This is a genomic window from Limnospira sp. PMC 289.06 (assembly GCF_032350395.1).
GTDB lineage: Bacteria > Cyanobacteriota > Cyanobacteriia > Cyanobacteriales > Microcoleaceae > Limnospira > Limnospira platensis.
Genome location: NZ_JARPLC010000033.1, coordinates 1 through 26090, shown reverse-complemented (window position 1 = coordinate 26090; position 26090 = coordinate 1). Strand labels below are relative to the sequence as shown.

The window sequence follows — 26090 nt, the reverse complement described above, 5'->3', positions numbered from 1 at the left end:
TGAACACTTCAACCTGAGAAGTATGCAGATCACAGACGACCTTAACAGATTGCTTGATATTGTTCCCCCAACAGTCCGAAAAAACCTGATCAACCACCCAGAACGCGAATGTTTGATTGAAATAGTCATGGATTTGGGTCGTCTCCCAGAGGCTCGTTTTCCCAGCAATGCCGAATACCTATCCCAACAGCCTGTTACCTGGGATGACCTGAGCCATTGCATATCCCGCATTGGTGAGTTTAGCGGTGACAACCGAGCCGGCATTGAAAAAACCTTACACCGGATTAGCGCCATTCGCAACCGCACCGGGAAAGTTATCGGCTTAACCTGTCGAGTCGGTCGCGCCGTTTTTGGCAAAATCGGCATGATCCGAGACTTGGTAGAAACCGGAGGCTCAATTTTAATGCTAGGTCGTCCTGGTGTCGGCAAAACTACTGCCCTGCGAGAAATTGCCCGCGTCCTAGCTGATGAACTCCATAAACGGGTCGTAATTATCGATACATCTAACGAAATTGCCGGGGATGGAGATATTCCACACCCAGCCATTGGACGAGCCAGACGTATGCAGGTAGCCAGTCCAGAACTGCAACATCAGGTGATGATCGAGGCGGTGGAAAACCATATGCCGGAAGTGATTGTCATTGACGAAATCGGCACAGAATTGGAAGCCCTCGCCGCCCGCACGATTTCCGAGCGGGGTGTGCAATTAATCGGAACCGCCCACGGGAACCGCATTGAAAACCTGATGAAGAACCCCACTTTAGCAGATCTGATTGGCGGAATTCAAGCGGTGACTTTGGGGGATGATGAGGCACGGCGGCGGGGTTCCCAAAAAACCGTTTTGGAACGTAAGGCTCCCCCAACTTTTGATATTGCCATAGAAATGTTGGAACGGGAACGTTGGGTGGTGCATGAGTCTGTATCAACTACCGTTGATGGTTTGCTGCGGGGAATGCAGCCGACTTTACAGGTCAGACAAATGAACGATCGCGGTGAAGTGACTGTTACCCAAGAACGTTATAGCACCCCCGCCGCTCGTAATGCTGTGCCTGCTGGTTCATCCACTGGTTCATCCCGACCCTTACCCCCTTTGTCTGCACCCGGTTTGGGGGGTCTGCGGGCTTCGGGGAAAATGATGCCACTTCCCACTAGCACTACTGTTCGCTCTGGGTCTGTGCCGGAAAATCAACCCGCCACCCAGGAATTTGAACAGTTGCTAAATGCCTCTTTTGAGAGTCCAGGATTCGGGGATGACAATAGTTTAGATCTGGGGGATAATGGATTTAATGAGGATGATTTGCCTCTGCATATCTATCCTTATGCGATCGCTCGCTATCAGATTGAGCAGGTGATTCGCACCCTGATGTTGCCTGTGGTGGTGACTAAGGATATTGATGGTGCTGATGTGGTCTTGGCTTTGCGATCGCATATTCGCAATCAGTCCAAGCTGCGACAAATGGCAAAGAACCGCCATATACCCATTCACACCGTTAAATCTGGCAGTCCCCCTCAGATTGCTAAGGCTCTGCATCGGTTACTACACAGGTCAGATCCTAGCACTCCAGAAGTTCCTGATCTCAGTCTGTTTGCTTCGGGGAATTCCTCTGATGAACTCGAAGCCTTAGAGGAAGCCAGACTAGCGGTAGAGGAAATTGTCATTCCCAAGGGTCAACCTGTCGAACTTTTACCTCGTTCCCCAAAAGTGCGAAAAATGCAGCATGAACTGGTCGAACACTATCGCCTGAAATCTAACAGTTTCGGCGAAGAACCCAACCGCCGGATCAGGATTTATCCAGCATAGCAAATACATCATTACCTAGGGGCAGCCTGTTCGGGTTGCCTCGGTTTATAATAGCTGCTCAAAATATAGTCATTTTCCCTTTCAACTTTACCAAGTTTAAACGGGAATAATTAACTCTCCACTGTTCCCTCTTGCCTTTGAGCCTGTTGTGTGGGCAAATAACTTAACTTGATGGTCAATGATTCAACAGCTTATTCAACTAATTACTACCATGACCGGGCTACATATTCGGCCCCAGGATTATGGGACATTCTCGCAAAAAATTTGGCGGCGGGTTCAGCAACTGCATCTTTCCAGTTTGAATGAATACTATAATTTACTAACGGCGGCTAATACCGAGAGTAAAACCGAATGGTCGGAATTAATGCCCTTGTTGACCACCACCGAAACCTACTTTTTTCGCGATCGCGGTCAGTTTAAGTTATTGCGTGAGGTCATACTACCCGAGTTGATCGCCGCCCGAAAATCCTCTAAGACTCTGCGTTTGTGGAGTGCTGGATGTTCCACCGGGGAAGAAGCCTACTCTTTAGCCATTTTAGTGCAACAGTTGCTCCCAGACTGGCCAAATTGGTTAATTGAGATTATCGGCACTGATGTTAATGAAGTAGCCCTTCAACGGGCTAGAGATGGCGTATATAGCCATTGGTCTTTTCGCATGGTTGACCCGGAGGTGCAACGTCAATATTTCTATCCCCAAGGACAGAATTGGTTAGTTAATCCCGCCGCTAAAAGTTTGGTTAGGTTCCTGAAACTTAACTTGGTGAGTGATAATTGTACCAATGCGATCGCCAGTCTGGGTAAAATAGATTTGATTTTATGTAGAAATGTTTTTGTTTATTTCGAGAAGCCCTATATTGTACAAGTTCTGAGAAAATTTTATCAGGTACTGAGACCCGGTGGCTATCTGATGACAGCCCATGCAGAAATTCAGGGATTATTGCTAGATGAGTTTAAATCCCACATTTTTCCAGAGTCGGTGATTTATCAACGGGAAAAACCGACCCGAAATCTGTCTGTATCCTCCCCCAATGACTCCCTAAACCATCAAAGCCAGCCTTTATCCCCGTTACTAAATACGCCCTATTATACCCCCAACGGTAGCCGTTTATCCTCCCCTTCTCAACCTCCGGCAAATCATGGTCAAAATCACCAACGGAATCATCTCTCAACTTTATCTATTGTACCGCCACCAGTTGCCTCGATACCCACCGCATCAGAACAGGCGATCGCCATTAGTCAAAGCCTGGAAGAAGCCCAAAAGCTAATCAACCAAAAAGCCTATAATGAAGCCCTCAAAAAAGTTCAAGAATTTGTGGCTAATCATCCCCACAATTTTGATGCTCATTATCTAATGGCGCAAATTCATGCTAATAGCGGACAGCATGATGCGGCGATTGTGAATTGCCAAAAAGCCTTAGAAATCAATTCCTTGTCCATTGATCCTTATTATATTTTGTTGCACATTTCCCAGGAAAAAGGCGACTGGGAAACGGCGAAAATTTTTGCCAAAAGAATCATCTATTTATCAGATGTTTCTGCCTCGTCAATTTGCGCTCATATGGAGTTGGCGACTGTCCATGAAAGGGAAGGAAATTTGTTGAAAGCCAAAAAACTTTACTTAACAGCACTATCCCTGTTAAATACAATTTCTGACCAGAGTCCTGTTCCCTATTTGGGGAAAATTTCCGCCGGAGAATTAACGGCTTATCTCCAACAAAAATTAAATCTGATTCTGTATTAATAAATAAGGTACTGTCATCATGGAAATCAAACCTTATCTCATGTTTAAGTTGGGAGGATTGACTTATGGTGTAGATGGCTTGTTAGTGCAAGAGATTTTCTCCTTACCTGAACTCAACCCCATTGTCGAAGCCGCCCCCGAATTAGTAGGGATTCTGAATTTACGCAGTGAATTCTTATCAATCATTGACTTAAATATTCATTTTGGACTGGAAAATGCAGCGAATTCTTATGTAATTGATGATGTAATTATTGTGCTAAGATTAGGTGAGGAAAAGTTAGGAATTTTGGTAAATGAAGTTTGCGAAGTGCAGATGATTGCTACCGAAGATATTACCAGGAATCTCCCCTATAGCGTGATGGTAAACCTACCACCTCAGTCGAGATCGAGAACTCATGATCATGCGATCGCTGGATATGCCGAAATTGAAGATCAGATTATTATGATCTTAGCTCCTGAATCCTTACGGGATAAGATTATCTCTGACAGCAGCGCCCTGATCTCAGATAGCAAGAATGATCATCGAGATGACCATGATTATCCAGTCACCAGAAACCGTAAAATTCCCGTTTTTTGTCCCGACTCAACACCACAAGAAAGGCAGATTTTTCGGGAACGTGCCGATAATTTGAGGCGCAAGACCGAGAAAGATGAGTTATCCGGGTTGATGTCCTTGGTTGTGATTGGTTTAAATGGTGAATACTTTGGCGTAAATCTCCCCATTATTCGGGAATTTACCGATATTCATAATGTTACCCCCATTCCCTGCACCCCCCCTCATATTGTTGGTAATATGAACCTGCGGGGTGAGATTGTCACCTTAGTTGATATTAGGGGAATTTTGGGTTTACCAATGGATATTAACGGTAGTTCCAAAAAGGCGGCGATCGTCCAAGTGGGTGAAGTAGTCGCGGGAATTATTGTTAATGATATTTTTGATGTCACCTATCTAAACCCCTCCGCAATTAAGCCAGTTCCCGCCGCTGTTCATTCTACCCAAGATGAATATTTACGGGGGACAGCAATTTATCGCGATCGCCAAAATCCCGAAGCACAAAACCGGATGATGAGTTTATTAGACCTCGAGAAAATCCTAGTCCAAGAAACCCTGGTAGTTAATGAAGAAATATAAACCAATTGTTAACTAATTATAAAAACTCTATCCTTTGGCATATTCCCAAGTAAAATAGTAGTTATAATCACGATTTAACCTTTTTTTTCAGACTAGCAAACGTTGCCAACCCTCGCCTATTCTAGACACCAATGCCAATGAGCGCATATTTTTACTAACATGATGAAACGATTAACCACCAAACTTTACTGCGGTTTCTTCCTGATACCCGCCACAGTCATCCTAGCTATAAGTAGCTATTCGGTTTTTTCATTCTGGCGCATAGATTCGCGCATTGGCACTATCTATGATGATCGGGTCGTCCCCCTTCAGCAAATCAAAAATATCTCCGATGCCTATGCTATTCAGATAATTGATGCTGTCAATAAAGCCAACAGTGGCCTAATCACCACCAGTGCCGCATTAAATACTCTTAATCGTTCCATAGAAACAATTAGCACCAACTGGGAAAGTTATAAAAATACCCAATTAACATTAGAAGAGAGAGAAATCGCCAACGAAATTGACCGATTATTTGTTCCTGCCCAGAATCGCATTACCGAACTGCAACAAACACTACAAACAGGAAATCCCGAGGACTTAGCCGCCTTTGATGGAGCGTTATATGATGTCATAGACCCCCTTACCGAGAGGCTTCAGAGGTTAATTGATTTACAACTGCGGGTAGCTTCAGCGGAAAGGGAGAAAGCTCGTGCCGTCTTAAATGAAACCCTGTTATTATTTGGATTATTAATCTTACTTGCCATAGTAATCGCCTCTCCCCTAGGTTACTTTTTAAGCCAGTCTATTGCTAATACCTTTAAACAAACTATTAGAGCCATTTCCGATAGTTCCACAGAAATTGCTGTCGCCACAGAAGAACACGAACGCATTGCCACAGAACAAGCCGCAGCAGTTAGTGAAACCACCTCCACCATGGATGAATTAGGAGCCTCCTCCCAAGCAGCTACCCAACAAGCAGAAGCGGCTGTCACCGGAGCTAAAAAGGCTTTATCCATGTCCGAAAGTGGTCAAACCGCAGTTAATAGCACCTTAGAAGGTATGGCAAACCTCCAAGATAAAGTGGAGGGAATAGCCCAACAAATTCTCCGCCTCAGTGAACAGACCAATCAAATTGGTAATATCTCCCAATTAGTCGCTGATTTGGCTAATCAAACCAATATGTTAGCCCTGAATGCGGCTGTTGAAGCGGTACGAGCCGGAGAACATGGTCGCGGATTTGGGGTGGTTGCTACCGAAATTCGCAAACTGGCTGATGAGAGTCAGAAATCCGCCCAAAAAATCGGTACTTTAGTTTCGGATATTCAGACAGCGATTAATTCCACAGTGATGGTCACAGAAGAGGGGACTAAAACAGTTCGCTCCAATGTTGATGTGGCGCAAAGAACTGCCCAAGCCTTTTTAGGTGTGAAAGAATCGGTGAATGATGTGGTTGTGAATAATCAACAAATCTCTCTCAATATTAAGCAACAAACCCTGGCTATTAACCAAGTTTTGGAAGCCATGAATTCCCTCAAACAGGGGGCAAACGAAACCGCCAATGGTATCGGACAAACCAAAAGAGGCATGGAACAGCTCAAACATATAGCCGAAGAACTGGAATCCATTATTTAGGGATAATTTTGGGGGTCATAAAACCATGGATATTCAGGGAAAATTATAGAAAATTTAGGAGTCAGGAAAAATGCTGATGTTTAAAAAGCTAAGATACTGGGTTATTGGAGGATATACTATTCCGATATTCCTGATGATTGTGAGTGCTACGGTGGTTTCAGTTAACGTAGGTCGGGTGCAAATAGAATCGCAGCAACTCGAGTTGTCTCGTCAAATAGCTCGAGATGTTGCTAATGTCTCCATAAATCTTCAGGCTATGTCCAGAACCCTGAGAGGCTATCTGATTGATAACAATCCTACATCTATAAATAGCTGGAATGAAGCCAAAAATAGTGTAAATGAAAGCATCAGTTTGTTAAGCCAAATTATGACTGATGAACAGCAACTTAAAACCATGGAGGAAATTAGGAAACAGTATAATGATTTAGACGAATTTCATAGCGATATCATTCAAATCATAGCCAACGGCGAACCTGAAGCAGCTCGTCAAGCCTGGATAGCAAATGGCATAGGAGTGAGAATTGCTGAGAATGTTTCTAAGTTAGTTAATCAGATGAATAGTCGGGAACAGGAACTGGTGGGGTTGAACGTAGCAAGCCAAACCCAGGCTCTGAATAATCTTTTAGTATCGGTATGGGTTAGTATTGGTATAGCGATTATCATTTCGATTATTTTAGGAAGTTGGATTATTGCTACTATTGTCCAAAAAATTACCCAGGAAGCCAATAACATCGCCCTAGCAGCTACGGAGATTTCTACTACTATTGAAGAACAGGAACGTGTGGCTGTTCAGCAGGCTGCTTCTGTGAATGAAACTACCACGAGTATGGATGAGTTGGGGGCTTCCTCCCGTCAGTGTGCTGAACAGGCTTCTGCTGCGTCTTCGGGAGCGCGTCAGGTGCTGGCTTTGGCGGGAAATAACCGCCAAGAAGATACTTATGATGGTAGTCCGAGTTTGCGGGAAAAAATGTCACAGGTTCAGGCTCAAATCCTGCGTTTGAGTGAAAACCTCGGCCAGATATATAATATTACTAATTTGGTTAGTGATTTAGCTAATCAAACTAATATGCTGGCTTTGAATGCTTCGGTGGAAGCGGTGAGAGCGGGGGAACATGGTAAGGGTTTTGGGGTGGTGGCTAGTGAAATCCGCAAATTAGCAGATCAGAGTCGCAAGTCGGCGGAAAAAATTGGCTCTCTAATTACGGATATTCAAAATTCGACTAATTCGACTGTGATAGTAACGGAAGAGGGGACTAAGGCTGTGGAAAAAATTATCGCTTCTATTAATGATGTGGCGGTGAATATTCAGCAAATTTCTCTGAATACTAAACAACAGGCGATGGCGGTAGAGCAGGTAATTGATGCGATGAATAGCCTAAATACTGCTGCTCAAGAAACGGCTAACGGTCTAGCTCAAAGTCGTTCTGGTACTGAACAACTTAATAATACGGCGATCGGGTTAAAAAATCTGGTTTAGGAATGGTTGATGGCTAGGAGAAATTACCATGATTGAAGATGATGAATTGCGGGAAGTCTTTAAAATTGCCAGTGAGGAACATTTACAAAAACTTGATGATGGTTTTTTGTACCTAGAACAAAACCCTAATGATAGGACGAAAATAGATGAACTGCTGCGGGAAGCGCACAGTTTAAAGGGAGATGCGGGAATGCTGGGGGTTAAGGATGTTTCTACGCTGGCTCACCAACTCGAACACCTGTTAGGGGCTATAAATAGGGGAGAGGATACGTTTTCCCATCAAATGAGCGATCGCATGGCCCATGGACTGGATGCAATTCGGAAACTGGTAAAAGAAGCGGTTACTGGGGAACCTTCGGGGATTAACGCTTTTTATGTGTTAGCGAATTTAATGGGGGCTAGGGCTGAAGGGGAAATTGCGCGACCCACAGAGGTGGGAACCCCTGCTGTAGCTGATTCTGATAAGTCTTCTGATGAGAACCTGACAGCACCAACGACGGAAGAAGGTGACCAGGAGGAGGCGGAAAGCACCCCAGAAACCCAAGAAACTGAGACCCCAGAAGATAGTGTAACGGAGGGTGAGCATCACCCAGAGAACGCGGAACCAGGGGATAGTCCTACTGTTGAATTAGAAAAGCCAGCGCCTTCTAGTCCTACGGTTACGCCTATTTCGACCTATAAAATTGAGACAATTCGGGTGGCTACGCGAAACTTAGATGCTCTGATGACTCAAACGGGAGAGTTGACGGTAACCAAAATTCGCATTGCTCATAGGTTAGCAGAAATTGAGGAAATAACTAACCTATTAGAGGAGTGGAGTCGGGATGCTTTTATCAATAGGTTTGCTCTCCATGACCTGGAAGCTAGGGAGGGTTTATCTCATGGTAGGGGTACTATGGGACAATTACAAAGTTACCACCAAAGAACAGGCGATCGCCTAGAGATTCTTAGCACATTAGTCAATCAGCTAAGAACTTCCATATATGAAGATATGGCTCGTCTGGATTTAATTTCTGACGAACTAGAAGAGGGAGTCCGTACCCTGCGACTGTTACCCCTATCGACGATATTTAACCTATTTCCGCGCATGGTGCGAGATTTAGCGAGGGAACAGAAAAAACAGGTACAATTGATAATTGAGGGGGGCGAAACTAGGGCGGACAAACGCATCCTAGAGGAGATGAAAGACCCCCTAATGCACATTCTGCGTAATGCTATTGATCATGGCATAGAAACTGCGGCCGAACGTGCGACGAGAGCCAAACCACCCCAGGCTACTATCCGGTTACGGGGATATCAAACGGCTACCAGTGTGGTGATTGAGGTTAGCGATGATGGCCGAGGTTTAGATATTGAGCAAATTAAACAAACGGCGATTAAACGGGGAATTTGTCAGCCAGAAGAATTGGTGGGAATGACTATCCAACAAATTCAAGCCCTGATTTTTACTCCCGGTTTTTCTACCCGGAAATCGGTGACGGAGGTTTCGGGGCGGGGTGTGGGTATGGATGTGGTTCGCACTAATGTGGAACACCTGAAGGGGACGATTAATGTTGATTCGACTTCGGGAAGGGGCTCTACTTTCCGCATTCAATTGGGAACTACGCTGGCTACAGCCCATGTGTTGATTGTGGCGGTTGATAGCATTTCCTATGCGATTCCTGTAGAGTATGTGCAAACTACGCTATTGGTGGATGATACGGATATTTTTGCCATTGAGGGTCGAGATACGATTCTGTTTGATGACCAACCTGTGTCGGTGATGTGTTTAGTGGACTTGCTGGAAGTGAAATCTAGCCGTAATGCTATCATCGGTTGGAACAATCACCGGGGTAAGTCTAAGGGAGAGGGGTCTCAACGAGAAACACCAAGGGATATGGTATCGGTCCGGCTGAGGGAAAATCTCATACCTACGGAAATGAATAATGAGGTTAATTCCAATCAATCTCACCAATCGAAGGCTAAATCTTGTATAATTCTGAGGATGGGGGAAAATCGCCTAGGCTTATTCGTTGATAGCCTGATTGATGAACAAGATGTTGTCCTCAAACCTCAAAGCCAACTCCTGCGACGAGTCAGGAATGTGGCTGGGGCGACTATTTTGGGGACTGGGGAAGTGTGTATGGTGCTTAATCCCCAGGATATGATTCGCTCGGTGCGGAAAAATTGGAAGTCCTCGACTCCTATTAATCTTTCTGATTCGGATGAGTTGGATTTAGAAAGCGATCGCCCATCTGTTATTCTATTAGTTGAGGACTCTATTGCCACCCGCACTCAAGAAAAGCGTATTTTAGAAGCAGCAGGTTATGAGGTGGTTACAGCAGTCGATGGACTAGATGGATTAAACAAACTCAAAACTCGCTCCTTTGATGCGGTAATCTCCGACATCCAAATGCCTAATTTAGATGGTTTGGGATTAACTGCTAAAATCCGCGAACATCAAGAATACAGCGAGTTACCAATTATTCTGGTGACATCTCTTGCTTCTGATGACGATAAACGCAGGGGTGCTGAAGCGGGAGCTAATGCCTACATCACTAAAGGCTCATTTAACCAGGATGTCCTCCTGCAAACTCTCAGCCGATTAGTTTGACTGCATTACAGGAGTTGATTTATGGGTCGGGCTGGTGATTATACAATCCCCGTAACCGCTAGACCTACCTGGTATTTTAGCACACGCGAAATAAATATGGCGATTCGGGTTTTGCTGGTGGAAGATTCCCCAGTTGCTCTGATTATTCTCAAACGCATTTTGGCTCAATGCAACGATATTCTGGTTGTGGGTACTGCTCGCAGCGGTTTGGAGGCTTTGTCTTTGATTCCTCAATTGCAGCCGGATGTGATTTGCACGGATTTACATATGCCTCACATGGATGGCTTGGAATTTACTGGAGAGGTGATGGCTAATTTCCCTAAGCCAATTCTGGTAATTAGTGCATCTGTCCAAGCTGAGGATACTTACAATGTATTTCAACTTCTCAATGCGGGGGCGGTTGATGTTTTTCCTAAGCCGAAAACTGGGCTGGCTTCTGACTATCAGCAAGCCGGTATGGAATTAATTCATAAAATTAGGGTTCTGGCTGGGGTCAAGGTATTTACTAAGCATCGACGGGGGGCTACTGTTAAGGCGGCTTCGCCGGCGGCGAGTCCATCATCACATCTGGGGAGCAGAGTTAATAGTCCTGTGGCGGTTCCTACTCCTCAGAAAACTTCTTTTTCCTCTCAGATAAAGACTCCACAACATCGCTCTCAATCTGTTACTAGGGTGGTAGTAATTGGTGCTTCTACGGGAGGACCCCAGGCTCTCCATACGGTTCTGACTCAGTTTTCCCCTAAGTTACCGGTTCCGATTATCTGTGTTCAACATATTAGTGAGGGGTTTTTAAGGGGATTGGTCAATTGGTTGGATTGTCAGTGTTCTATATCGGTTAAAATTGCTCAGGCAGGAGATTTACCTGAACGGGGAAATGTCTATTTTGCTCCGGAGGGAAAACATCTCGAAATCGATCGCAATGGTCGGTTTTTGTATTCTTCTAATCCGGCTTTGGGAGGACATCGGCCTTCAATTACTGTGACGATGAAATCTGTGGCTAATTTTTACGGTAGTCACACTCTGGGGGTATTATTAACGGGTATGGGTCGGGATGGGGCTGATGGAATGCTGGAAATTGCACAATGGGGCGGCATCACTATCGCTCAAAATGAGGAAAGCTGTGTGGTTTTTGGGATGCCCCGAGAAGCGATCGCTCTGGGGGCGGCGAGTCATATTCTCCCGGTGGAGGCGATCGCTCCCTTGATTTTAAATATGATTAATTCCACCATCAAGTCTTAACGTTCAATACTGAACCAATTACCTCGCACAATTTCTCGGCATCAAAAGGCTTGGTTAGGTATTCTGTGGCCCCGGCTAGTCGCCCCTGTACTTTGTCAAAGGCTCCATCTCGCGCTGTTAGCATAATAATTGGCAATGCCTGAAATTGCGGAATACTCCGAATTGTCCGACATAGTTCTAATCCATCTATTCCCGGCATCGATACATCTAGCAGTAGCACGGAAACTTTGTTATGATATATCACTGATAAGGCATCGACGGCATTATCAGCCACTAAAACGTTATAAGTATTAGATAGGGCTTGTTTGACTAAGCCCTGCATAACTGTACTGTCATCTACTGCTAGGACGGTTGCTTGTTGACTACTTTGATTAACAGACATTGATTATCTTTCCCTCCGTGACGCGGCTGGCCCCGACTCACGATTGAGCTATACTATTAGTTTAGATCGTTGTGCTGTGTTTAAACTATCCCTGAAGCGATCGCTTACCTGGAAACTGCTAACTATATATTAAAAAAAAATTAAATCTGAAAAATTCCCCCACAAAAAAGGTTGACTATTGCTCCTGATTTTGGTATAACTGAACTACCATCTTTAACAATTGGCTTTCTTGCAAATTCTGACTGTCACAAAAATTCCATTATAATAAAAGCATAAGTCAAGTCAACCACAAAGTCAACCATTATTTACAACTATTTACAATTCCCCCAAATCATGCCATAACTGGGGATTATGAAAATCCTCAATGACATAAGTTGCGCCGACATTTTTTAAGATGTGGGGGTCATGGGTGGAAGCGACACCAATAGTAGTAATTCCAGCAGCGACGGCGGATCTAATTCCAGAGGTAGAATCCTCAAAAACGATCGCATCTTGAGGGGATATATGCAACTGTTGTAAACAGACCTGGTAGGGTTTCGGGTCAGGCTTACCCACCCCGACATCTTCAGCGACAATAAGGGTCTGGAAATAATCAACCAAGTTTAAAGCCTTCAACATAAACGCCGCATTTTCCCTAGGCGCATTGGTAACAATAGCAGTTTGCAGTCCCTGTTTTTCAATCCAAGCCAACAACTTGATTAAGCCGGGTAGAGGTTTTAAATTCCCGGCAATTTGACGAAATTCCGCTTCTTTTTGGTCAGCCAAAATCCGCCCTTCTTCGGGGGAAAGTTGCGGGAGAATATCCCGAACAATATCAGGGTTTAAACGTCCGCTAATTTTAGCCTTATAAAAATCCGGGTTAATTTCCAGATCATAATTTTTGAGGACATCAACCCAAGTCTGATAATGAATAGGGTCGGTATTAGCCAAAGTCCCATCTAAGTCAAAAATAATCGCTTTCAGCATCATGTAAATCCAATATCTGGGGAATTAATTATTAGACCTGCGCCAGTGAAAGATATTTTCTAGGATATTATACCAAAGTTTTTGGTGTCGATGTCGTTGATGAACCCAAGCGGCGGCGGTTGGGGAAATTATGCCGGTGAGAGTTGGCCAGGGGGGGGTAAAATTAGCGATCGCATTGATGGTAATACCTTTTTGAATAGCGATCGCCAAAAAATTAATCATCTCATCAGCGCCAACCCCGAAAATAGTAGCCCCCAAAAGCCGACCATCAGAATGTCCGACCAACTCACAAAAACCCATAATTTCCCCCAAAATTTGAGTTTTAGGAACCTGTTTAAACATCTGGCGGCTAACTTGTACCTGGTCTCTATAGCGGCGTCGCGCCTGAGTTTCAGTCAAGCCGACCCTAGCCAAAGGTGGGTCAGTAAAAATCACCCAAGGAACATGATTATAATTAACCCGAAATCCCGGAAAATATAGGGCATTTTTGATGGCGATTTGGGCTTCATATTCAGCCACATGAGGCAGAGGATAACCCCCCGCCAATTCTCCACAAGCATAAACTCGACGATTAGTGGTTTGTCTGCGAGAGTTTAGCTGCAAATAACCGCCAATAAATTTAACTCCGATATCATCCAAATTCAAGCCACACAAATTAGGCTGACGACCGATACCTAGGATAATTTCATCAACTTCGATCGCCTTATTTCCGGCCTGTATCCATTTGGTATCATCAATTTGTTTAGCCTGAATTACAGGGGTTTTAGTAAGTACCTGCACCCCTTCAGCTTCTAACAAAGATTGCAGCAAAAAAGCGGTGGGGGGTTCTTCTCTCGGTAGTATGTGGTTACTGCGAACTATGAGGGTAACATCACTTCCCAAACGCCTAAATATTTGGGCTAATTCCACAGCGCTAGGGTCGCCGCCAATGAGGGCAACATGATTAGGAATTTTGGTGATTTTATGAAGAGTGTCGGCGGTGAAATATCCGGTAAGAGTCAATCCTTCGATGTCGGGAATTTGGGGTTGAGAACCCATAGCCAGTAAAAAAGTACGCGATCGCAAAATTCGATTATTGACCTTCAAAGCCAGCCGAGGTTCTGTAATAAATTCCCCCACCCCAAAAATCATATCTACCCCCAAAGAAGCGATCGCCGCCGGAGAATAAATACTTTCTAGGTTAGTGGTGATATATTCACTCCATTGACAACTAGAGTCCCACTGTATTAAAATATTTTCGGGCACAATGCGATCGGCAGTTTCCCAACCGATGCCGAATTGTGACACCTGGCGCATTTGTTTAGCTACCTTAGCTATCTGTAAAAGGGGGTGGTGTCTGTTAGCCCCAATAATTTGACCAGGAACAGGGGGTGGGTCAGGTTCCAATAGTGCTACCCGACCCTGCATTTTAGAGGCTTTTATAGCGGCTTTACGTCCGGCTAAAGTGCCACCAATGATAACTATATCATAATCGAGCATTTTGGATAAGACGGAATTTTGATCATATTTCCAGATTTTACCCAAATATAGATTAATTATGTTAATTATGGCGATCGCCTTCTAGTTGTCGCAAACGTTCTTCTAATTCCCGCACCCTGTCCTCGGCCGCTTCAGCCCTTTGGCGTTCAGTTTGCACCTGCGCCGCCAATTCTGTGGACGTGAGGAATTTTTCACCGTCTGGGCGATAAATCATAAAGTTTCCGTCTTTCAATTCAAACCGGATACCTAAGCGGGGACTCATCCAATTTTCCGGTTCGTCGATCACTTCAAGAGTCCCATCACTACTACGCAGCCAACCGTTGAAATCTAGGCGATCGGGGTCAAAAATATAGTATTCTTCAACCCCATATTGTTCATAAAACTTAAATTTTCTCGCCATTTCTTTCAAGCGATTTCCCGGTGAAAGAATTTCAAAAACCACTTGTGGTGGTATGTTACCTTCTTCCCATTGTTGATAGGAACCGCGATCGCCTTTAGGTCGCCCAAATACTACCATCGTATCAGGGGCTTGACGTATTTTATTATCACCCTGCTGAGGATACCAGAGTAAGTCTCCAGCCACAAACACATTAGGGTCATCATTAAACAAGATTTCTAGGTTTTCTTTAATAACAACAATCCAGCGAAATTGTTTAGTATTATCTGACATAGGATTGCCATCAGATTCGGGATAAATGACCGTGATTTTGTCTTGAGTGCTTGTCATAGACTTGTCATCATGGCTATGATGATATTTCTTTGATTCATTATATCATAGCTGTGGCTGTAGGGTCAGTAGGGCGAAATAGGCAGCACCACGCCTAGCTATATTGTGCATGGTGCTGATATATTTAGTGATTTTGCTTAGGACGTGCGCCAAACTTTTGAATTAATAAATCCCGGATAATTGGCTTGAGGTCATCGCAAGCCACACCCTTTTCTATACGACTTCCTAACTCAGCTTCATGACCGACTTTTCCTCCGGTATAGATATCAACAGCTTCCACTGTTTTACCATCTTTACGGGCTTTAGTACCGATGAAACCGATATCAGCCACTTGGGGCTGTCCGCAAGAGTTAGGGCAGCCAGTCCAGTGAATACGAACGCGATCGCTTATTTCCAACTCCTCATCAAGTTCTCTGGCTAATTTTAAAGCCCTTTGTTTAGTTTCAATCAAAGCAAAATTGCAATAATTATTTCCCGTGCAAGACACAAGCGATCGAGTCAAAGGGGCTGGATTAATCGAGAAAACCTCTAACAAAGGTTCCGCCAAAAACGCCTCTAATTTATCCTCAGAAATATAAGGAATAATCAAATTTTGCTCAACCGTCAGGCGAATTTCTCCCTGGCCATAAACCTCCGCCAAACGGGCTACTTCAAACATTTGGTCTGCCGATAAACGCCCCACCGGAACGTGCAACCCAACAAACTTATATCCCTGTTGTTTCTGGGGGTGAACACCCAAATAATCTTTCTTATCCTGGGTTATTTCATCCTTTAAGGCAGCCGTTGCGAGAGTTTGACCAAATTCTTCCTGCACCTCAGCCCGGAAGCGTTCTACCCCCCATGTATCCACCAACCACATCAAACGTGCCCGTTGGCGATTTTCCCGCAATCCTTCAGTGAGACCATTTTGGGTGTAAACTGTTAAGATAGCGATCGAAAGTTTAATCACATCATCGTTAGCAGGAACCCAAACATTAATCGGCACAGCTTCCACCTGACGTTGTGCCGATAAATACCCACCTACTAGGACATTAAATCCTAAGACATCATCCCGATAAGCCGGCACAAAAGCCAAATCATTAATCTCAGCATGAATGGAATTATCTCGTCCCCCTTCAATAGCAATATTGAACTTACGGGGAAGGTTAGAAAAAGCATAATTACCCTCACCTTGATTGGTAATTACCCTCTCCAATTTTTGCAACAATTCTCGGGTATCGAACAATTCATCTGGGTCAATACCAGCAATGGGAGAACCTGTCAGGTTACGAACATTATCCATACCCGATTGAATGCTGGTCATTCCTACAGCTTTCAATTTACTAAAAATATCCGGGAGGTCTTCCAAACGAATACCGCGTAATTGGATATTTTGGCGGGTAGTAATATCGGCGCTCCCATCATCTCCATAGCGTTGGACAATTTCGGCTAATACCCGCATTTGTGCGCTGTTGAGAGTACCATTGGCAATGCGTAATCTCAACATAAATTTACCGGGAGTAACAGGTCGGAAAAACACGCCCAGCCATTTAAGACGCATTTCTAAATCGGTTTTATCCATGGCTTCCCAACCGATTTTGGCAAAATATTCTAACTCGTCTTTAACGGCTAATCCATCTTTATCAGCTTTAGCTTTTTCGATTTTATTGAGTTTGACTTTGGGTTCAGAGGCGACAACCATGATTTTATCTATAACTGAGGTTAACAATGATTTGTAGATTAAATTCAGAATCAGTGATAATTTGTAGTTGAAGATACATAAAACCTCTAATTTTGCAATTATTGCATATATAATATGTAAAAAACGCATACTTGCGAGGTTTTAGTATTTTGGAATACCAAATTCCGGGGAAATTCACCATAATTTGGGTTCATCAACCTGATGATGATGGCAAGTTTAAACTTATCTAATGTCTGGGAATTATTTAGTAATTAATTAACGAGGTGCAATTATGGAAACAAAATCAGCTATTGGCAAGGTTTATTTAGTGGGTGCGGGGCCTGGCGATCCGGGTTTGCTGACATTAAAAGGTAAAGTTTTGATTGAGTCAGCGGATGTGGTTATTTATGATGCTTTGGTGAGTGAAGAAATTTTAGCAATGATTAACCCAAAGGCTGAAAAAATCCATGCCGGAAAGCGTCGGGGTCGCCATTCTTTACCCCAAGAGGAAACGACACAATTAATGATTGATCAAGCCCAAAATTATGGGGTAGTTGTGCGATTAAAAGGTGGCGATCCGTTTGTTTTTGGTCGCGGTGGGGAGGAAATGGAGGCTTTAATTGCGGCAGGAGTTCCGGTAGAGGTGGTTCCGGGTGTGACTTCTGGTATTGCCGCGCCAGCTTATGCGGGGATTCCTTTAACTCACCGGAATTATAGTTCTTCTGTGACTTTTGTAACAGGTCATGAAGCGGCGGGAAAGTATCGCCCAGAGGTGAAGTGGGAGGCTATTGCTAAGGGTTCTGAAACTATTGTGATTTATATGGGGGTTCAAAATTTGGGTAATATTATTGAGGCTTTGGCGGCTGGTGGTTTAAGCATGGAAACTCCGATAGCTTTAATTCGTTGGGGAACTTGTCCGCACCAGGAGGAATTACGGGGCACTTTAAACACTATTATTGAACAGGTGGAAAATACGGGTTTTGAAGCGCCAGCTATTGCTGTTATTGGTGAGGTGGTGGGCTTAAATGATGTTCTGTATGGATGTCGTCCTGTACCTGTGAAAATCATAACTAAATAATGGAATTTGATAAGGATTTGATAATATGATGAATGAATTTATTAACCTAGCTAAGGTGGCTAGTGATAATCGGGATTGGCCCCAGGTGGTTTACGGTCTACAACAGTTTTGTGTGAGTGGGGAAAATGAGGGGTTGGAAGAGGCGATCGCTTTAGCTTTAACAGCTTTACAATATGGAGATTTTCACACCCGTTGGGATGTGGCTAAACTGTTGCCGAAATTGGGGAAATCAGCCTGTTTCCCATTAATTGAAATTTTCGAGGATGAAACAGCAGATCCAGAATATAGATGGTTTGCGGGGCGAATTTTAGGGGATTTTCATACCCCAGAAGCGATCGCCTGTTTGGTGAATTTCCTCAGTAGCGATGCTGATGATGAATTAATAGCGATCGCCGCTAGTGCGTTAGCTAATTTAGGACCGGAGGCGGTGGCAAGTTTAACCACTCTTTTAGAAGACCCCGAAACCCGTCTGATGGGTGTGCGTGCTTTATCTCAAATTCGCATTTCGGGGGTAATTTCTCCCCTGTTAACTGTTGTTAAAGACCCCGACCCCCAGGTGAGGGCGATCGCCATTGAAACCTTGGGAAGTTTTCGGGATGATCGGGTAATTCCGGCTTTAATTAATGCCCTAGAAGACCATGCAGCCATAGTGCGATCGGAAGCCGTAATCAGTTTAGGATTTCGGTCAGATATAGCGACACAATGGCGCTTGGTAGAGTCGATAGACCCATTACTTTATGATATTAACGTCACTGTTTGTCAGCAAGCAGCAATGGCTATGGGGCGCTTAAAAACGGATACAGCTATTGAAAGCCTATCGATACTTTTAAAATCTTACCTGACCCCAATTCCTTTACAAATTGCCTGTGTTAAAGCGTTAATTTGGATGGAAAGGTCAGCAGCCTTAGACTGCATCGCTGAATGTCTCTCAGATTTTAATGAAGCAGTTACCCTAGAAACTATCCAGTTATTAGGTCGCCTAAAAACTGCGGATCTCAAAAATCAGGCAAGCCAAATATTGCTAGATTTATTCAGGTCAGGACATCCTAGCCTCAGCCAAATACGGATTAAACAAGCGTTAGCTTATGCTTTAGGTCAGTTAGGAGATGTGAAAACTATGGAGATTCTGCAATTCCTCAAAACCGATGTTAATGATAGTGTAAAATTTCATGCGATCGCCGCTATGCGACAATTAGAGACTATTTCGACACAGCCTGAATTATCAACTCTTCCGGTGCGCGAGACTGGGAATTATTAGGGCAAGTTTGCGCGCCCCAATCGCACTTTCTCAGATGGTCTAGTTGCCAACTCAGGGGTATTTCCAACAAATCGCGAGACCCGGTAAATCCCTGTCCTATAAATAGCAATAAGGCTATACAATTAAGTATGGTATGAGCCATGCGCCATTTGTAGGATTTGTAAATATCGGGAACAATTGCCAAGGCAAAAATCATCAATAAAGCGGAAGTAATGCCATAATAGTAATGGGAGAAGTGCCACTCATAACCTCGGCGAAAAACGCCATCTTGTGCCCCCAAAATTACTAATCCTGCCCCGGTTAAGGTGGCAAAAACACCCCGCCACAGGGGTTGATTAGCATTAGCACGGTACAGAAAAACTAAGGAGGCGATGGTCCCGATAAAGATTAAAACTATAAAAATCGCCTCAAACATATTCTCATTAGAAAGTTCCTTAAATACTCCTTTAAATCCAATGGAATACGCTAAAGCAATCAGGGTCACTCCTACGACGGCACCAGTTAGTAAACGTCCCATTTTTAAGTGTTCCCGACCTACCATTGGGGGAATGCGACTTGTGCTGCCTTTTTCTAGTGTTTGTAGGCGACGCTGACGAGTTTGCCAAGCCATGTGGGTAGAAATTCCAATTATGGGAAATACGACAACTACGGCTAGAAACGGATGAATCAAACTCATGAAATCGATTAGCTGCATTTCCAAGTCTCCCAAAAAAATTTGCAATTATCAAGCATCAATATTCATAGGGATTTCGAGGTTCTGGAATTGGGGTTAATTTGTCAGCTTTGATAGTTAACCTCCGTTGATTATTGAGAACTTCGGTAGTCATTTCACCCTCAACCTGTAGCCAACTGTCTTGGGGATATGCCCCCCGGTTAGTATCAGGAAGCATGACAGGAAGCGCAATGGGGTAAGCATCAGCAGCACAGCAGGTGATTACAAACCGGGTAATAAAGATAAAATTTTGGGGAAGGTTAGGGGGATAAACGACAAACCCGGTGACATTGACTCTTTGACCTCTATATGTCTCCGGTTCGGGATTGACATTAAGTAGCCTAATCCATTCTATCAGCGATCGCTCTTCTGGTCGAGAAGCGGTACGAAATTGTTGGGGCTGAATTTGTGTAGCGGGTAAAGAGTCCATGATACCCCGTTGTAAGGCGACATAACTACCCAGATTTCGGGGGGTAATGAAAAGACCTAACAGGAGAGAAATTAATAGTAGGGCGGTACTCCAACCTTTGGGAAATAAACTAATATGTTGTAGGGATTGTTGGTCTATCTGCGCTTGAGGTTTTTGGTAATTCTGGGAGAGTTCCCAAATCCGAAATCCTCCAAAGACTAATAACAGAAAACCGCCACCGATAGCGAGGGGGAAATAGTTAGGATGAATGAGGATATAAAGTCGTCCAGCCAGCCAATATCTGAGGAGGAGGAATCCCCAAGCTAATATAGCTATAGCGTCCACCCAAGGAGACTGCAACCACAGTTGTAAACGAGATGGTAATCCATTTAATGGAGGTCTAACACGGTTCATAGGCGCTGAGATTAATAGTTCAGATTGAGATTGACAGCCAAGGTTAGCAAAAAGGTAAGCTGGGCAGCGAGAATCATCAGATAAATGATGGCGCGAGTTTGGAAAATCGACATCATCAAGCCGACGGTTTTAATATCAATCATGGGTCCGAATACTAAAAATGCTAGTAAAGAACCAGTGGTAAAAGTGGCGGCAAAAGAGAGGGCAAAAAATGCGTCAACTGTGGAACAAATAGAAACTACTCCGGCTAGTAATAACATAGCCAGAATGGAGGAAATGGGACCGTAACCTAGGCTGAGGATAATTTCGCGGGGTATTACTGTTTGAATAATAGCAGCGATCGCACTTCCGACTACCAACATTCCCCCCAATTCTCGAAACTCCTGCACCCCACTTTCAATCATTAAACCAACCCGGTCGCGGGTGGGGCGGATAAAAATAGAGGAGAAACTGACACTTGTTTGAGGCATAGTAGCCACGGCTTGAACGCCTTTTCCCTCAGCTTTCCACATAGGCATGGACTGCAAACGCACGGGTGTGGCTGACTGACCCATAATATAAGTTCCCGATGTTAGTAGGGAAGATTTGGGCATCTCATCGACGGCTTTTTCGGTGAAGTCAGGTTGAGGAACTAAACGGGCGAGGGCTTTTTGTAGAAACGGCCGCAGGTCTTTTTGGGCGCTAAAAACCAAGCCTAATGTTATGGCAATTATCAGGGAAAATAAAATCCGTAAAACGACGACTTCTGGTTGTCCCCGGAAGGCTACCCAAGTTGACCAAATCACAATAGGATTAATGGTGGGGGCAGCAAATAAAAAGCCGATCGCTGCTGAGGCAGGTACTCCTTGACTCAAGAGGCGACGGGCAACGGGAACATTTCCACACTCACACACGGGAAACATAAACCCGAACAGACTGCCAAAAATCGCCCCCAGGAAAGGGTTAGTTGGAACGTAGTATAGAAGTTTGCGTTCATCCACTAACCACAGCAGTAGACTGGACAACATGACACCCAGTAACAGGAAGGGCATAGCCTCCACTAACAGGCTGAGAAACAGGGTGAAAACAGCGTTCAGTTTGCTAACTATTATTGATGGCATCCTGTCTCAATTTGAATGGTTGACACTACTTTCGCACTACACACTCTCTGGTTAACGGCTACATTGTACACCTTCCGATGGTAGTTATTATTGATCAGTTGGCGATTGTCCACGAGTAATGGTCTGGAGGGGGCGGGTTCCCTGATTAATCATCACCTGGTATAGATGAGCAGATTAATCAACCCGCCCTAGGGGGTTTATTGACTCTACAAGGCAGCGGCGGGGGTGGGAATAGTCACGACCTCATCGCCGGACAAACCAAAGGCATCATGAATCGCCTGGACGGCTTTGATGCCATCTTTTTCATCGACTACACAACTGATTTTAATTTCGGAAGTGGCAATCATGGAGATGTTGATATTTTCGGCGGCGAGGGCTTCAAACATACGGGCGGCGACTCCGGGGTGATCGACCATTCCAGCCCCTACGGCGCTAACTTTAGCGATCGCTGAATTCAGGGTAACTTCTCCATAACCCCATTTAGCGATCGCCTTTTTAATCACGAGTTTAGCCTCTTCTGCATCACCTTGAGCGACAGTAAAAGCAATATCACGGGTGAGAATATCATTAACCTGGTGACAGCGCTGCGATTGGATAATCATATCAACGCTAATATTGTGATGTGCCAGCAGAGTAAACAACTCGGCAGCCATTCCGGGGCGATCGGGAACATGGCGGATCGCCAAACGGGCTTGGTTACGGTCTAGGGCGACCCCTCGCACTGGCGGAAGATGAGGTCGATCAACAGTTGGAATATTTTTGGTGTTACGGGTTAGCACATCAAAGGTTTGACAGAGGGCAGCCACCGCCCGATCGCACTCATTGGCATCAATCACACAACTAACCTTAACCTCGGAGGTGGAAATCATCTGAATATTAATTCCGGCTTCCGCCAAAGTGCGGAACATTTGGGAAGCGACTTTGGGGCGACCAATCATCCCGGCCCCAACAATGCTAACTTTAGCAATAGGGCTATCATAGCCTCGCACTTCCGGTTCTCCAATTTCGGGGTCATTGTTGCGTCCCAAAGTTGGTAAAATTGCGTCAGCTACAGCGATCGCCCGTTTATAGCAGTTATGAGTGACGGTAAAGGTAATATCATTAATATTCGCCTCATGGATCGACTGAATAATCAAATCCACATTCAGCTTCTGGAGGGCAATTCCCCCGAATAAACGGGCTGCAATTCCGGGGCGATCGGGAATACGCAATAAGGAAACCGCCGCCTGATCGCGATCGAATTCTACCCCATCCACAGGTCGCACCAGTTCCAACCCTTCCACAGGTCGCACCTCTGGTGGTGGGGAAGTCACCCGTGTACCAGGATCATCAGTCCAACTCGATCGCACTACTAAAGGAATCCCATAATTTCGGGCAATTTCCACGGCCCGGGGATGGAGAACTTTTGCCCCCAAACTAGCAAGTTCCAGCATTTCATCACAGGTTATTTCATCCATCAACTGTGCTTTAGGAACAATGCGGGGGTCTGTAGTTAAAATTCCAGGTACATCGGTATAAATTTCGCATCGATCGGCTTGTAATGCTGCGGCTAAAGCGACTGCAGAAGTATCCGACCCTCCTCGTCCTAGGGTGGTAATTTCCAATTCTTCGCGATCGCTAATTCCCTGGAAACCGGCCACTACTACCACCTTGCCTTCTTTTAGGTGACGAGTTAGACGTTCAGTTTGGATATTTAAAATCCGGGCGCGGCTATGTTCAGCCTCTGTGACAATTCCCACCTGCGCCCCGGTCATGGAAATGGCTGGTTGTCCCATTTCCTGTAGTGCCATACTCATTAAAGCGATCGTCACCTGTTCGCCAGTAGATAACAACATATCCATTTCCCGGCGAGAGGGATGGCTAGAAATTTCCTGGGCTAGTTTCACCAAACCATCAGTAGTTTTTCCCATAGCCGAAACCACCACCACCACAGAATGATCTTCGGCGGTTTTCGCCACCCGACGGGCTACCGCTTGAATGCGATCTACTGACCCAACAGAAGTACCACCATATTTTTGAACAATCAGCATAGTAATTCCACCATAAGGAAACTCAACAATAGGTTACACCGACGACAGATTGCAGGCCGTTGCCCATGTCCACCAGACCGAGGGCGTGACATCCCCCATATTGTATCGGAAACATTCGGGAAAAATTCCCGGCTTTTCTGATACCGTTTAAGTTATAGGTTTCTGATAATCGGTTTGTAGTCCTGGCGATCGCCCCTCCACCCATGATTTCTGCTACCCGGTATTTCTGGATTTTTGGCTTGTTACTGTCTAGTGTAATCTCGATTTTGATTATGGTTTCTCAAGGCTTACAACCTCGTCTCCTCAGCGATCCTTTTTTACAACTACCCACGGAAAACTCAGTCCGGGTGGTGTGGTTTACCGAGTTTTCTGGTTCTCAGCATCAAGTCAATTATGGCAGTAACCTCCAACAAAATGCGATCGCCAGCACCTCCCAACTCACTCGCACTCGCGAAGACCAAAATTCCTGGGTAGGAGTCCAAACCCAAAACAACCGCATCTACACCCAACCCATTCCCAGACCGATCTGGCGACACGAAGCCACCATCACAGACTTAACCCCAGGCCAACGGGTTCCCTACCAAGTTCACAGTACCACAGACAACGGCATCAAAATCAGTAGCCAAGTATTCAGCCTAGCTAGTTTACCCCAACCCGGAACAGCCTTAAAAATCCTCCTCACCTCCGACCACCAACTTAAACCCATGACCGCCGCCAATCTTCAAAAAGTAGCTGAAACTGTCGATATTGATGCTGTTTTTATGGCTGGTGATTTAGTCAATATTCCCGATCGCGCTTCCGAATGGTTCGACGATAATCGCGGCGGAGCCTTTTTTCCCTGTCTGCAAGGTCGCGCCCATTATCAACTCGAAACAAATGGTGTCACCACTACTTATAAAGGCGGCGCTTTAATTCAAAATTTCCCCTTATTCCCCGCTATTGGTAATCATGAAATGATGGGGGCTTTTTCCGAAACCGACAGCTTAAACAACCAGTTTAATAATAGTTACCCTCAATTTGCCGCCCAACAGCTTTATCAACAAAATGCTGCCACCATTAACCCTAATAATGACCCCGAAATTCAGCAACAATGGCTCCGAGACCACAGCTTTAACTCAGATACCTATAACCAAATATTTACTCTCCCCAATCCCCACCACAATTATTATGCTATCACCTTTGGAGATATCCGCTTAGTAGTTTTATCCGCGACCAATGTTTGGCGGGTTTATCGGTTAGACTCCCACGCCAGAGGACGTTATCGAGAGAGAGACGCAGACTTTGAACGTCCCGAAAATTGGGGCTATGGCCAACATTTATTTGAGCCTATTTCCGCAGGAAGCCAACAATATATCTGGTTAAAACAGGAACTCAATAGCCCGGAATTTCAACAGGCTAAATATAAAATCGTTATGTTCCATCATCCTCCCCACACTTTAGGGGATAATATAGTTCCCGCCTATACGGAACCCGTGCAAATTAAGGATGTTGATAATAACGGCAATATTATTATGATTCGCTATGAATATCCCAAATCATCTGATTATTTAATTAGGGATGTTATGCCATTATTAGAAGCCGCCGGAGTTCAACTGGTGTATTACGGACACTCCCACCTGTGGAACCGATTTCTGGGACCCACGGGAATTAACTTTTTAGAATCTTCCAATGTCGGAAATAGTTATGGTGCGGCTTGGGGAAATAATCGCCGATTTGTTCCCCCAGCTTTCACCGAAGTATATACCCCATTCGGAGACCCCAACGGACTCCAACCTATCATTCCTAACCTTAGTCCCGTTTCCGATAGAGATGGCGCACCTCAACCCTATATCGCTAGTAACGATATTACAGTTTTTAGTATTTTGGACACGGGCACGGCCACTGTGAGCAGCTATCTGTTCAACACAGAACAGCCTAATAGTCAAGTGATCAAATTTGATGAGTTTCCCCTATTAACCCACAATAGCTGATCAACCCATATACATCGGCTTTTGAGTTCACTATCAAAAAAATTCCGCGCCAGGGGTTGACAAAATCGATTGACTGCTGATACGATAGTTAATCGTGGGAATAAGCCGGGATAGCTCAGTCGGTAGAGCAGAGGACTGAAAATCCTCGTGTCGGCGGTTCAAGTCCGCCTCCTGGCATTTTGGGAAAAACCTTATCCTGACAGCGATAGCGGGTTATTACTCAACCCCTATATCCTATTGAGTTACTCAGATATTACTCACAATCTAGTCCTAGCATAGGAAAATAATTCTGTCAATAGGATGATTAC

General features: G+C 44.7%; 19 protein-coding genes and 1 tRNA gene. 11 read left to right on the top strand and 9 right to left on the bottom strand.

Going from position 1 to position 26090, the window contains the following annotated elements; all coding sequences use genetic code 11:
- Positions 1–22: 22 nt before the first annotated feature.
- From P5674_RS09590 to cheB, 7 genes are all read left to right on the top strand, one after another.
- Positions 23–1801, top strand: coding sequence for a R3H domain-containing nucleic acid-binding protein (locus P5674_RS09590; RefSeq protein ID WP_006618176.1), 1779 nt, complete (start codon positions 23–25; stop codon positions 1799–1801).
- A gap of 178 nt (positions 1802–1979) precedes the next feature.
- Complete coding sequence (locus tag P5674_RS09585; protein ID WP_006618177.1) at positions 1980–3542, top strand: CheR family methyltransferase; 1563 nt, start codon at positions 1980–1982, stop codon at positions 3540–3542.
- A gap of 19 nt (positions 3543–3561) precedes the next feature.
- Positions 3562–4674, top strand: a complete 1113-nt coding sequence (locus P5674_RS09580; RefSeq protein WP_006618178.1) for a chemotaxis protein CheW — start codon at positions 3562–3564, stop codon at positions 4672–4674.
- A 159-nt stretch (positions 4675–4833) separates the two neighbouring features.
- Positions 4834–6288, top strand: coding sequence for a HAMP domain-containing methyl-accepting chemotaxis protein (locus P5674_RS09575; RefSeq protein WP_014275664.1), 1455 nt, complete (start codon positions 4834–4836; stop codon positions 6286–6288).
- A 70-nt stretch (positions 6289–6358) separates the two neighbouring features.
- The gene (locus P5674_RS09570) at positions 6359–7765 is read left to right on the top strand and encodes a methyl-accepting chemotaxis protein (protein WP_006618180.1); all 1407 of its coding nucleotides are present in this window, start codon (positions 6359–6361) and stop codon (positions 7763–7765) included.
- A gap of 28 nt (positions 7766–7793) precedes the next feature.
- Positions 7794–10358 (top strand): hybrid sensor histidine kinase/response regulator, encoded by a 2565-nt coding sequence (locus tag P5674_RS09565; protein ID WP_006618181.1) that lies wholly within the window; start codon positions 7794–7796, stop codon positions 10356–10358.
- 96 nt (positions 10359–10454) lie between these two features.
- Positions 10455–11597, top strand: coding sequence for a chemotaxis-specific protein-glutamate methyltransferase CheB (gene cheB, locus P5674_RS09560; RefSeq protein WP_014275663.1), 1143 nt, complete (start codon positions 10455–10457; stop codon positions 11595–11597).
- Here cheB and P5674_RS09555 read toward each other — a convergent pair.
- The 5 genes from P5674_RS09555 to P5674_RS09535 all read right to left on the bottom strand — a co-directional run bounded on the left by P5674_RS09555 (position 11587) and on the right by P5674_RS09535 (position 16832).
- Positions 11587–11979, bottom strand: coding sequence for a response regulator transcription factor (locus P5674_RS09555; RefSeq protein WP_006618183.1), 393 nt, complete (start codon positions 11977–11979; stop codon positions 11587–11589). The two genes, cheB and P5674_RS09555, sit on opposite strands and share 11 nt — an antisense overlap.
- Positions 11980–12294: 315 nt before the next feature.
- Positions 12295–12945 (bottom strand): HAD family hydrolase, encoded by a 651-nt coding sequence (locus P5674_RS09550; protein ID WP_006618184.1) that lies wholly within the window; start codon positions 12943–12945, stop codon positions 12295–12297.
- Between the two features lie 24 nt (positions 12946–12969).
- Positions 12970–14469 carry a dihydrolipoyl dehydrogenase family protein gene (locus P5674_RS09545; RefSeq protein WP_286167423.1) on the bottom strand — a complete coding sequence of 500 codons (1500 nt, stop codon included), beginning with the start codon at positions 14467–14469 and terminating at the stop codon, positions 12970–12972.
- A gap of 16 nt (positions 14470–14485) precedes the next feature.
- On the bottom strand, positions 14486–15151 hold the full coding sequence (locus P5674_RS09540) for a Uma2 family endonuclease (protein ID WP_006617803.1): 666 nt from the start codon (positions 15149–15151) through the stop codon (positions 14486–14488).
- 124 nt (positions 15152–15275) lie between these two features.
- On the bottom strand, positions 15276–16832 hold the full coding sequence (locus P5674_RS09535) for a ferredoxin--nitrite reductase (protein ID WP_014275660.1): 1557 nt from the start codon (positions 16830–16832) through the stop codon (positions 15276–15278).
- A 271-nt stretch (positions 16833–17103) separates the two neighbouring features.
- Here P5674_RS09535 and cobA point away from each other — a divergent pair, with 271 nt between their 5' ends.
- Positions 17104–17889, top strand: coding sequence for a uroporphyrinogen-III C-methyltransferase (gene cobA, locus P5674_RS09530; RefSeq protein ID WP_315669960.1), 786 nt, complete (start codon positions 17104–17106; stop codon positions 17887–17889).
- A 25-nt stretch (positions 17890–17914) separates the two neighbouring features.
- Positions 17915–19147: a HEAT repeat domain-containing protein gene (locus tag P5674_RS09525; RefSeq protein ID WP_315669959.1), complete on the top strand. Its 1233-nt coding sequence runs from the start codon at positions 17915–17917 to the stop codon at positions 19145–19147.
- Here P5674_RS09525 and P5674_RS09520 read toward each other — a convergent pair.
- The 4 genes from P5674_RS09520 to P5674_RS09505 form a co-directional block, all read right to left on the bottom strand.
- Positions 19089–19841: a DUF4079 domain-containing protein gene (locus tag P5674_RS09520; RefSeq protein WP_315669963.1), complete on the bottom strand. Its 753-nt coding sequence runs from the start codon at positions 19839–19841 to the stop codon at positions 19089–19091. The genes P5674_RS09525 and P5674_RS09520 overlap by 59 nt on opposite strands.
- A 37-nt stretch (positions 19842–19878) precedes the next feature.
- Positions 19879–20682, bottom strand: a complete 804-nt coding sequence (locus P5674_RS09515) for a TIGR03943 family putative permease subunit (protein WP_315669958.1) — start codon at positions 20680–20682, stop codon at positions 19879–19881.
- A gap of 11 nt (positions 20683–20693) precedes the next feature.
- Entirely contained in the window at positions 20694–21782 is a 1089-nt protein-coding gene (locus tag P5674_RS09510; RefSeq protein WP_006620470.1) for a permease, read from the bottom strand.
- 206 nt (positions 21783–21988) lie between these two features.
- A complete protein-coding gene (locus tag P5674_RS09505; protein WP_315669957.1) occupies positions 21989–23812 on the bottom strand; it encodes an aspartate kinase in 1824 nt (607 codons plus the stop codon).
- A 203-nt stretch (positions 23813–24015) separates the two neighbouring features.
- Between P5674_RS09505 and P5674_RS09500 the strand changes: the two genes are divergently transcribed.
- Together P5674_RS09500 and P5674_RS09495 are read left to right on the top strand one after the other, a co-directional pair.
- Positions 24016–25782, top strand: coding sequence for a fibronectin type III domain-containing protein (locus P5674_RS09500; RefSeq protein ID WP_006617812.1), 1767 nt, complete (start codon positions 24016–24018; stop codon positions 25780–25782).
- Between the two features lie 104 nt (positions 25783–25886).
- Positions 25887–25959 (top strand) — tRNA-Phe (locus tag P5674_RS09495).
- The last annotated feature ends 131 nt before the right edge of the window (positions 25960–26090 follow it).

Coding starts and splice junctions, on each gene's coding strand:
- P5674_RS09590 (WP_006618176.1), top strand. CDS start 23: ATGCAGATCACAGACGACCTTAACAGATTGCTTGATATTGTTCCCCCA.
- P5674_RS09585 (WP_006618177.1), top strand. CDS start 1,980: ATGATTCAACAGCTTATTCAACTAATTACTACCATGACCGGGCTACAT.
- P5674_RS09580 (WP_006618178.1), top strand. CDS start 3,562: ATGGAAATCAAACCTTATCTCATGTTTAAGTTGGGAGGATTGACTTAT.
- P5674_RS09575 (WP_014275664.1), top strand. CDS start 4,834: ATGATGAAACGATTAACCACCAAACTTTACTGCGGTTTCTTCCTGATA.
- P5674_RS09570 (WP_006618180.1), top strand. CDS start 6,359: ATGCTGATGTTTAAAAAGCTAAGATACTGGGTTATTGGAGGATATACT.
- P5674_RS09565 (WP_006618181.1), top strand. CDS start 7,794: ATGATTGAAGATGATGAATTGCGGGAAGTCTTTAAAATTGCCAGTGAG.
- cheB (WP_014275663.1), top strand. CDS start 10,455: ATGGCGATTCGGGTTTTGCTGGTGGAAGATTCCCCAGTTGCTCTGATT.
- P5674_RS09555 (WP_006618183.1), bottom strand. CDS start 11,979: ATGTCTGTTAATCAAAGTAGTCAACAAGCAACCGTCCTAGCAGTAGAT.
- P5674_RS09550 (WP_006618184.1), bottom strand. CDS start 12,945: ATGCTGAAAGCGATTATTTTTGACTTAGATGGGACTTTGGCTAATACC.
- P5674_RS09540 (WP_006617803.1), bottom strand. CDS start 15,151: ATGACAAGCACTCAAGACAAAATCACGGTCATTTATCCCGAATCTGAT.
- P5674_RS09535 (WP_014275660.1), bottom strand. CDS start 16,832: ATGGTTGTCGCCTCTGAACCCAAAGTCAAACTCAATAAAATCGAAAAA.
- cobA (WP_315669960.1), top strand. CDS start 17,104: ATGGAAACAAAATCAGCTATTGGCAAGGTTTATTTAGTGGGTGCGGGG.
- P5674_RS09525 (WP_315669959.1), top strand. CDS start 17,915: ATGATGAATGAATTTATTAACCTAGCTAAGGTGGCTAGTGATAATCGG.
- P5674_RS09520 (WP_315669963.1), bottom strand. CDS start 19,841: ATGCAGCTAATCGATTTCATGAGTTTGATTCATCCGTTTCTAGCCGTA.
- P5674_RS09515 (WP_315669958.1), bottom strand. CDS start 20,682: ATGAACCGTGTTAGACCTCCATTAAATGGATTACCATCTCGTTTACAA.
- P5674_RS09510 (WP_006620470.1), bottom strand. CDS start 21,782: ATGCCATCAATAATAGTTAGCAAACTGAACGCTGTTTTCACCCTGTTT.
- P5674_RS09505 (WP_315669957.1), bottom strand. CDS start 23,812: ATGCTGATTGTTCAAAAATATGGTGGTACTTCTGTTGGGTCAGTAGAT.
- P5674_RS09500 (WP_006617812.1), top strand. CDS start 24,016: ATGATTTCTGCTACCCGGTATTTCTGGATTTTTGGCTTGTTACTGTCT.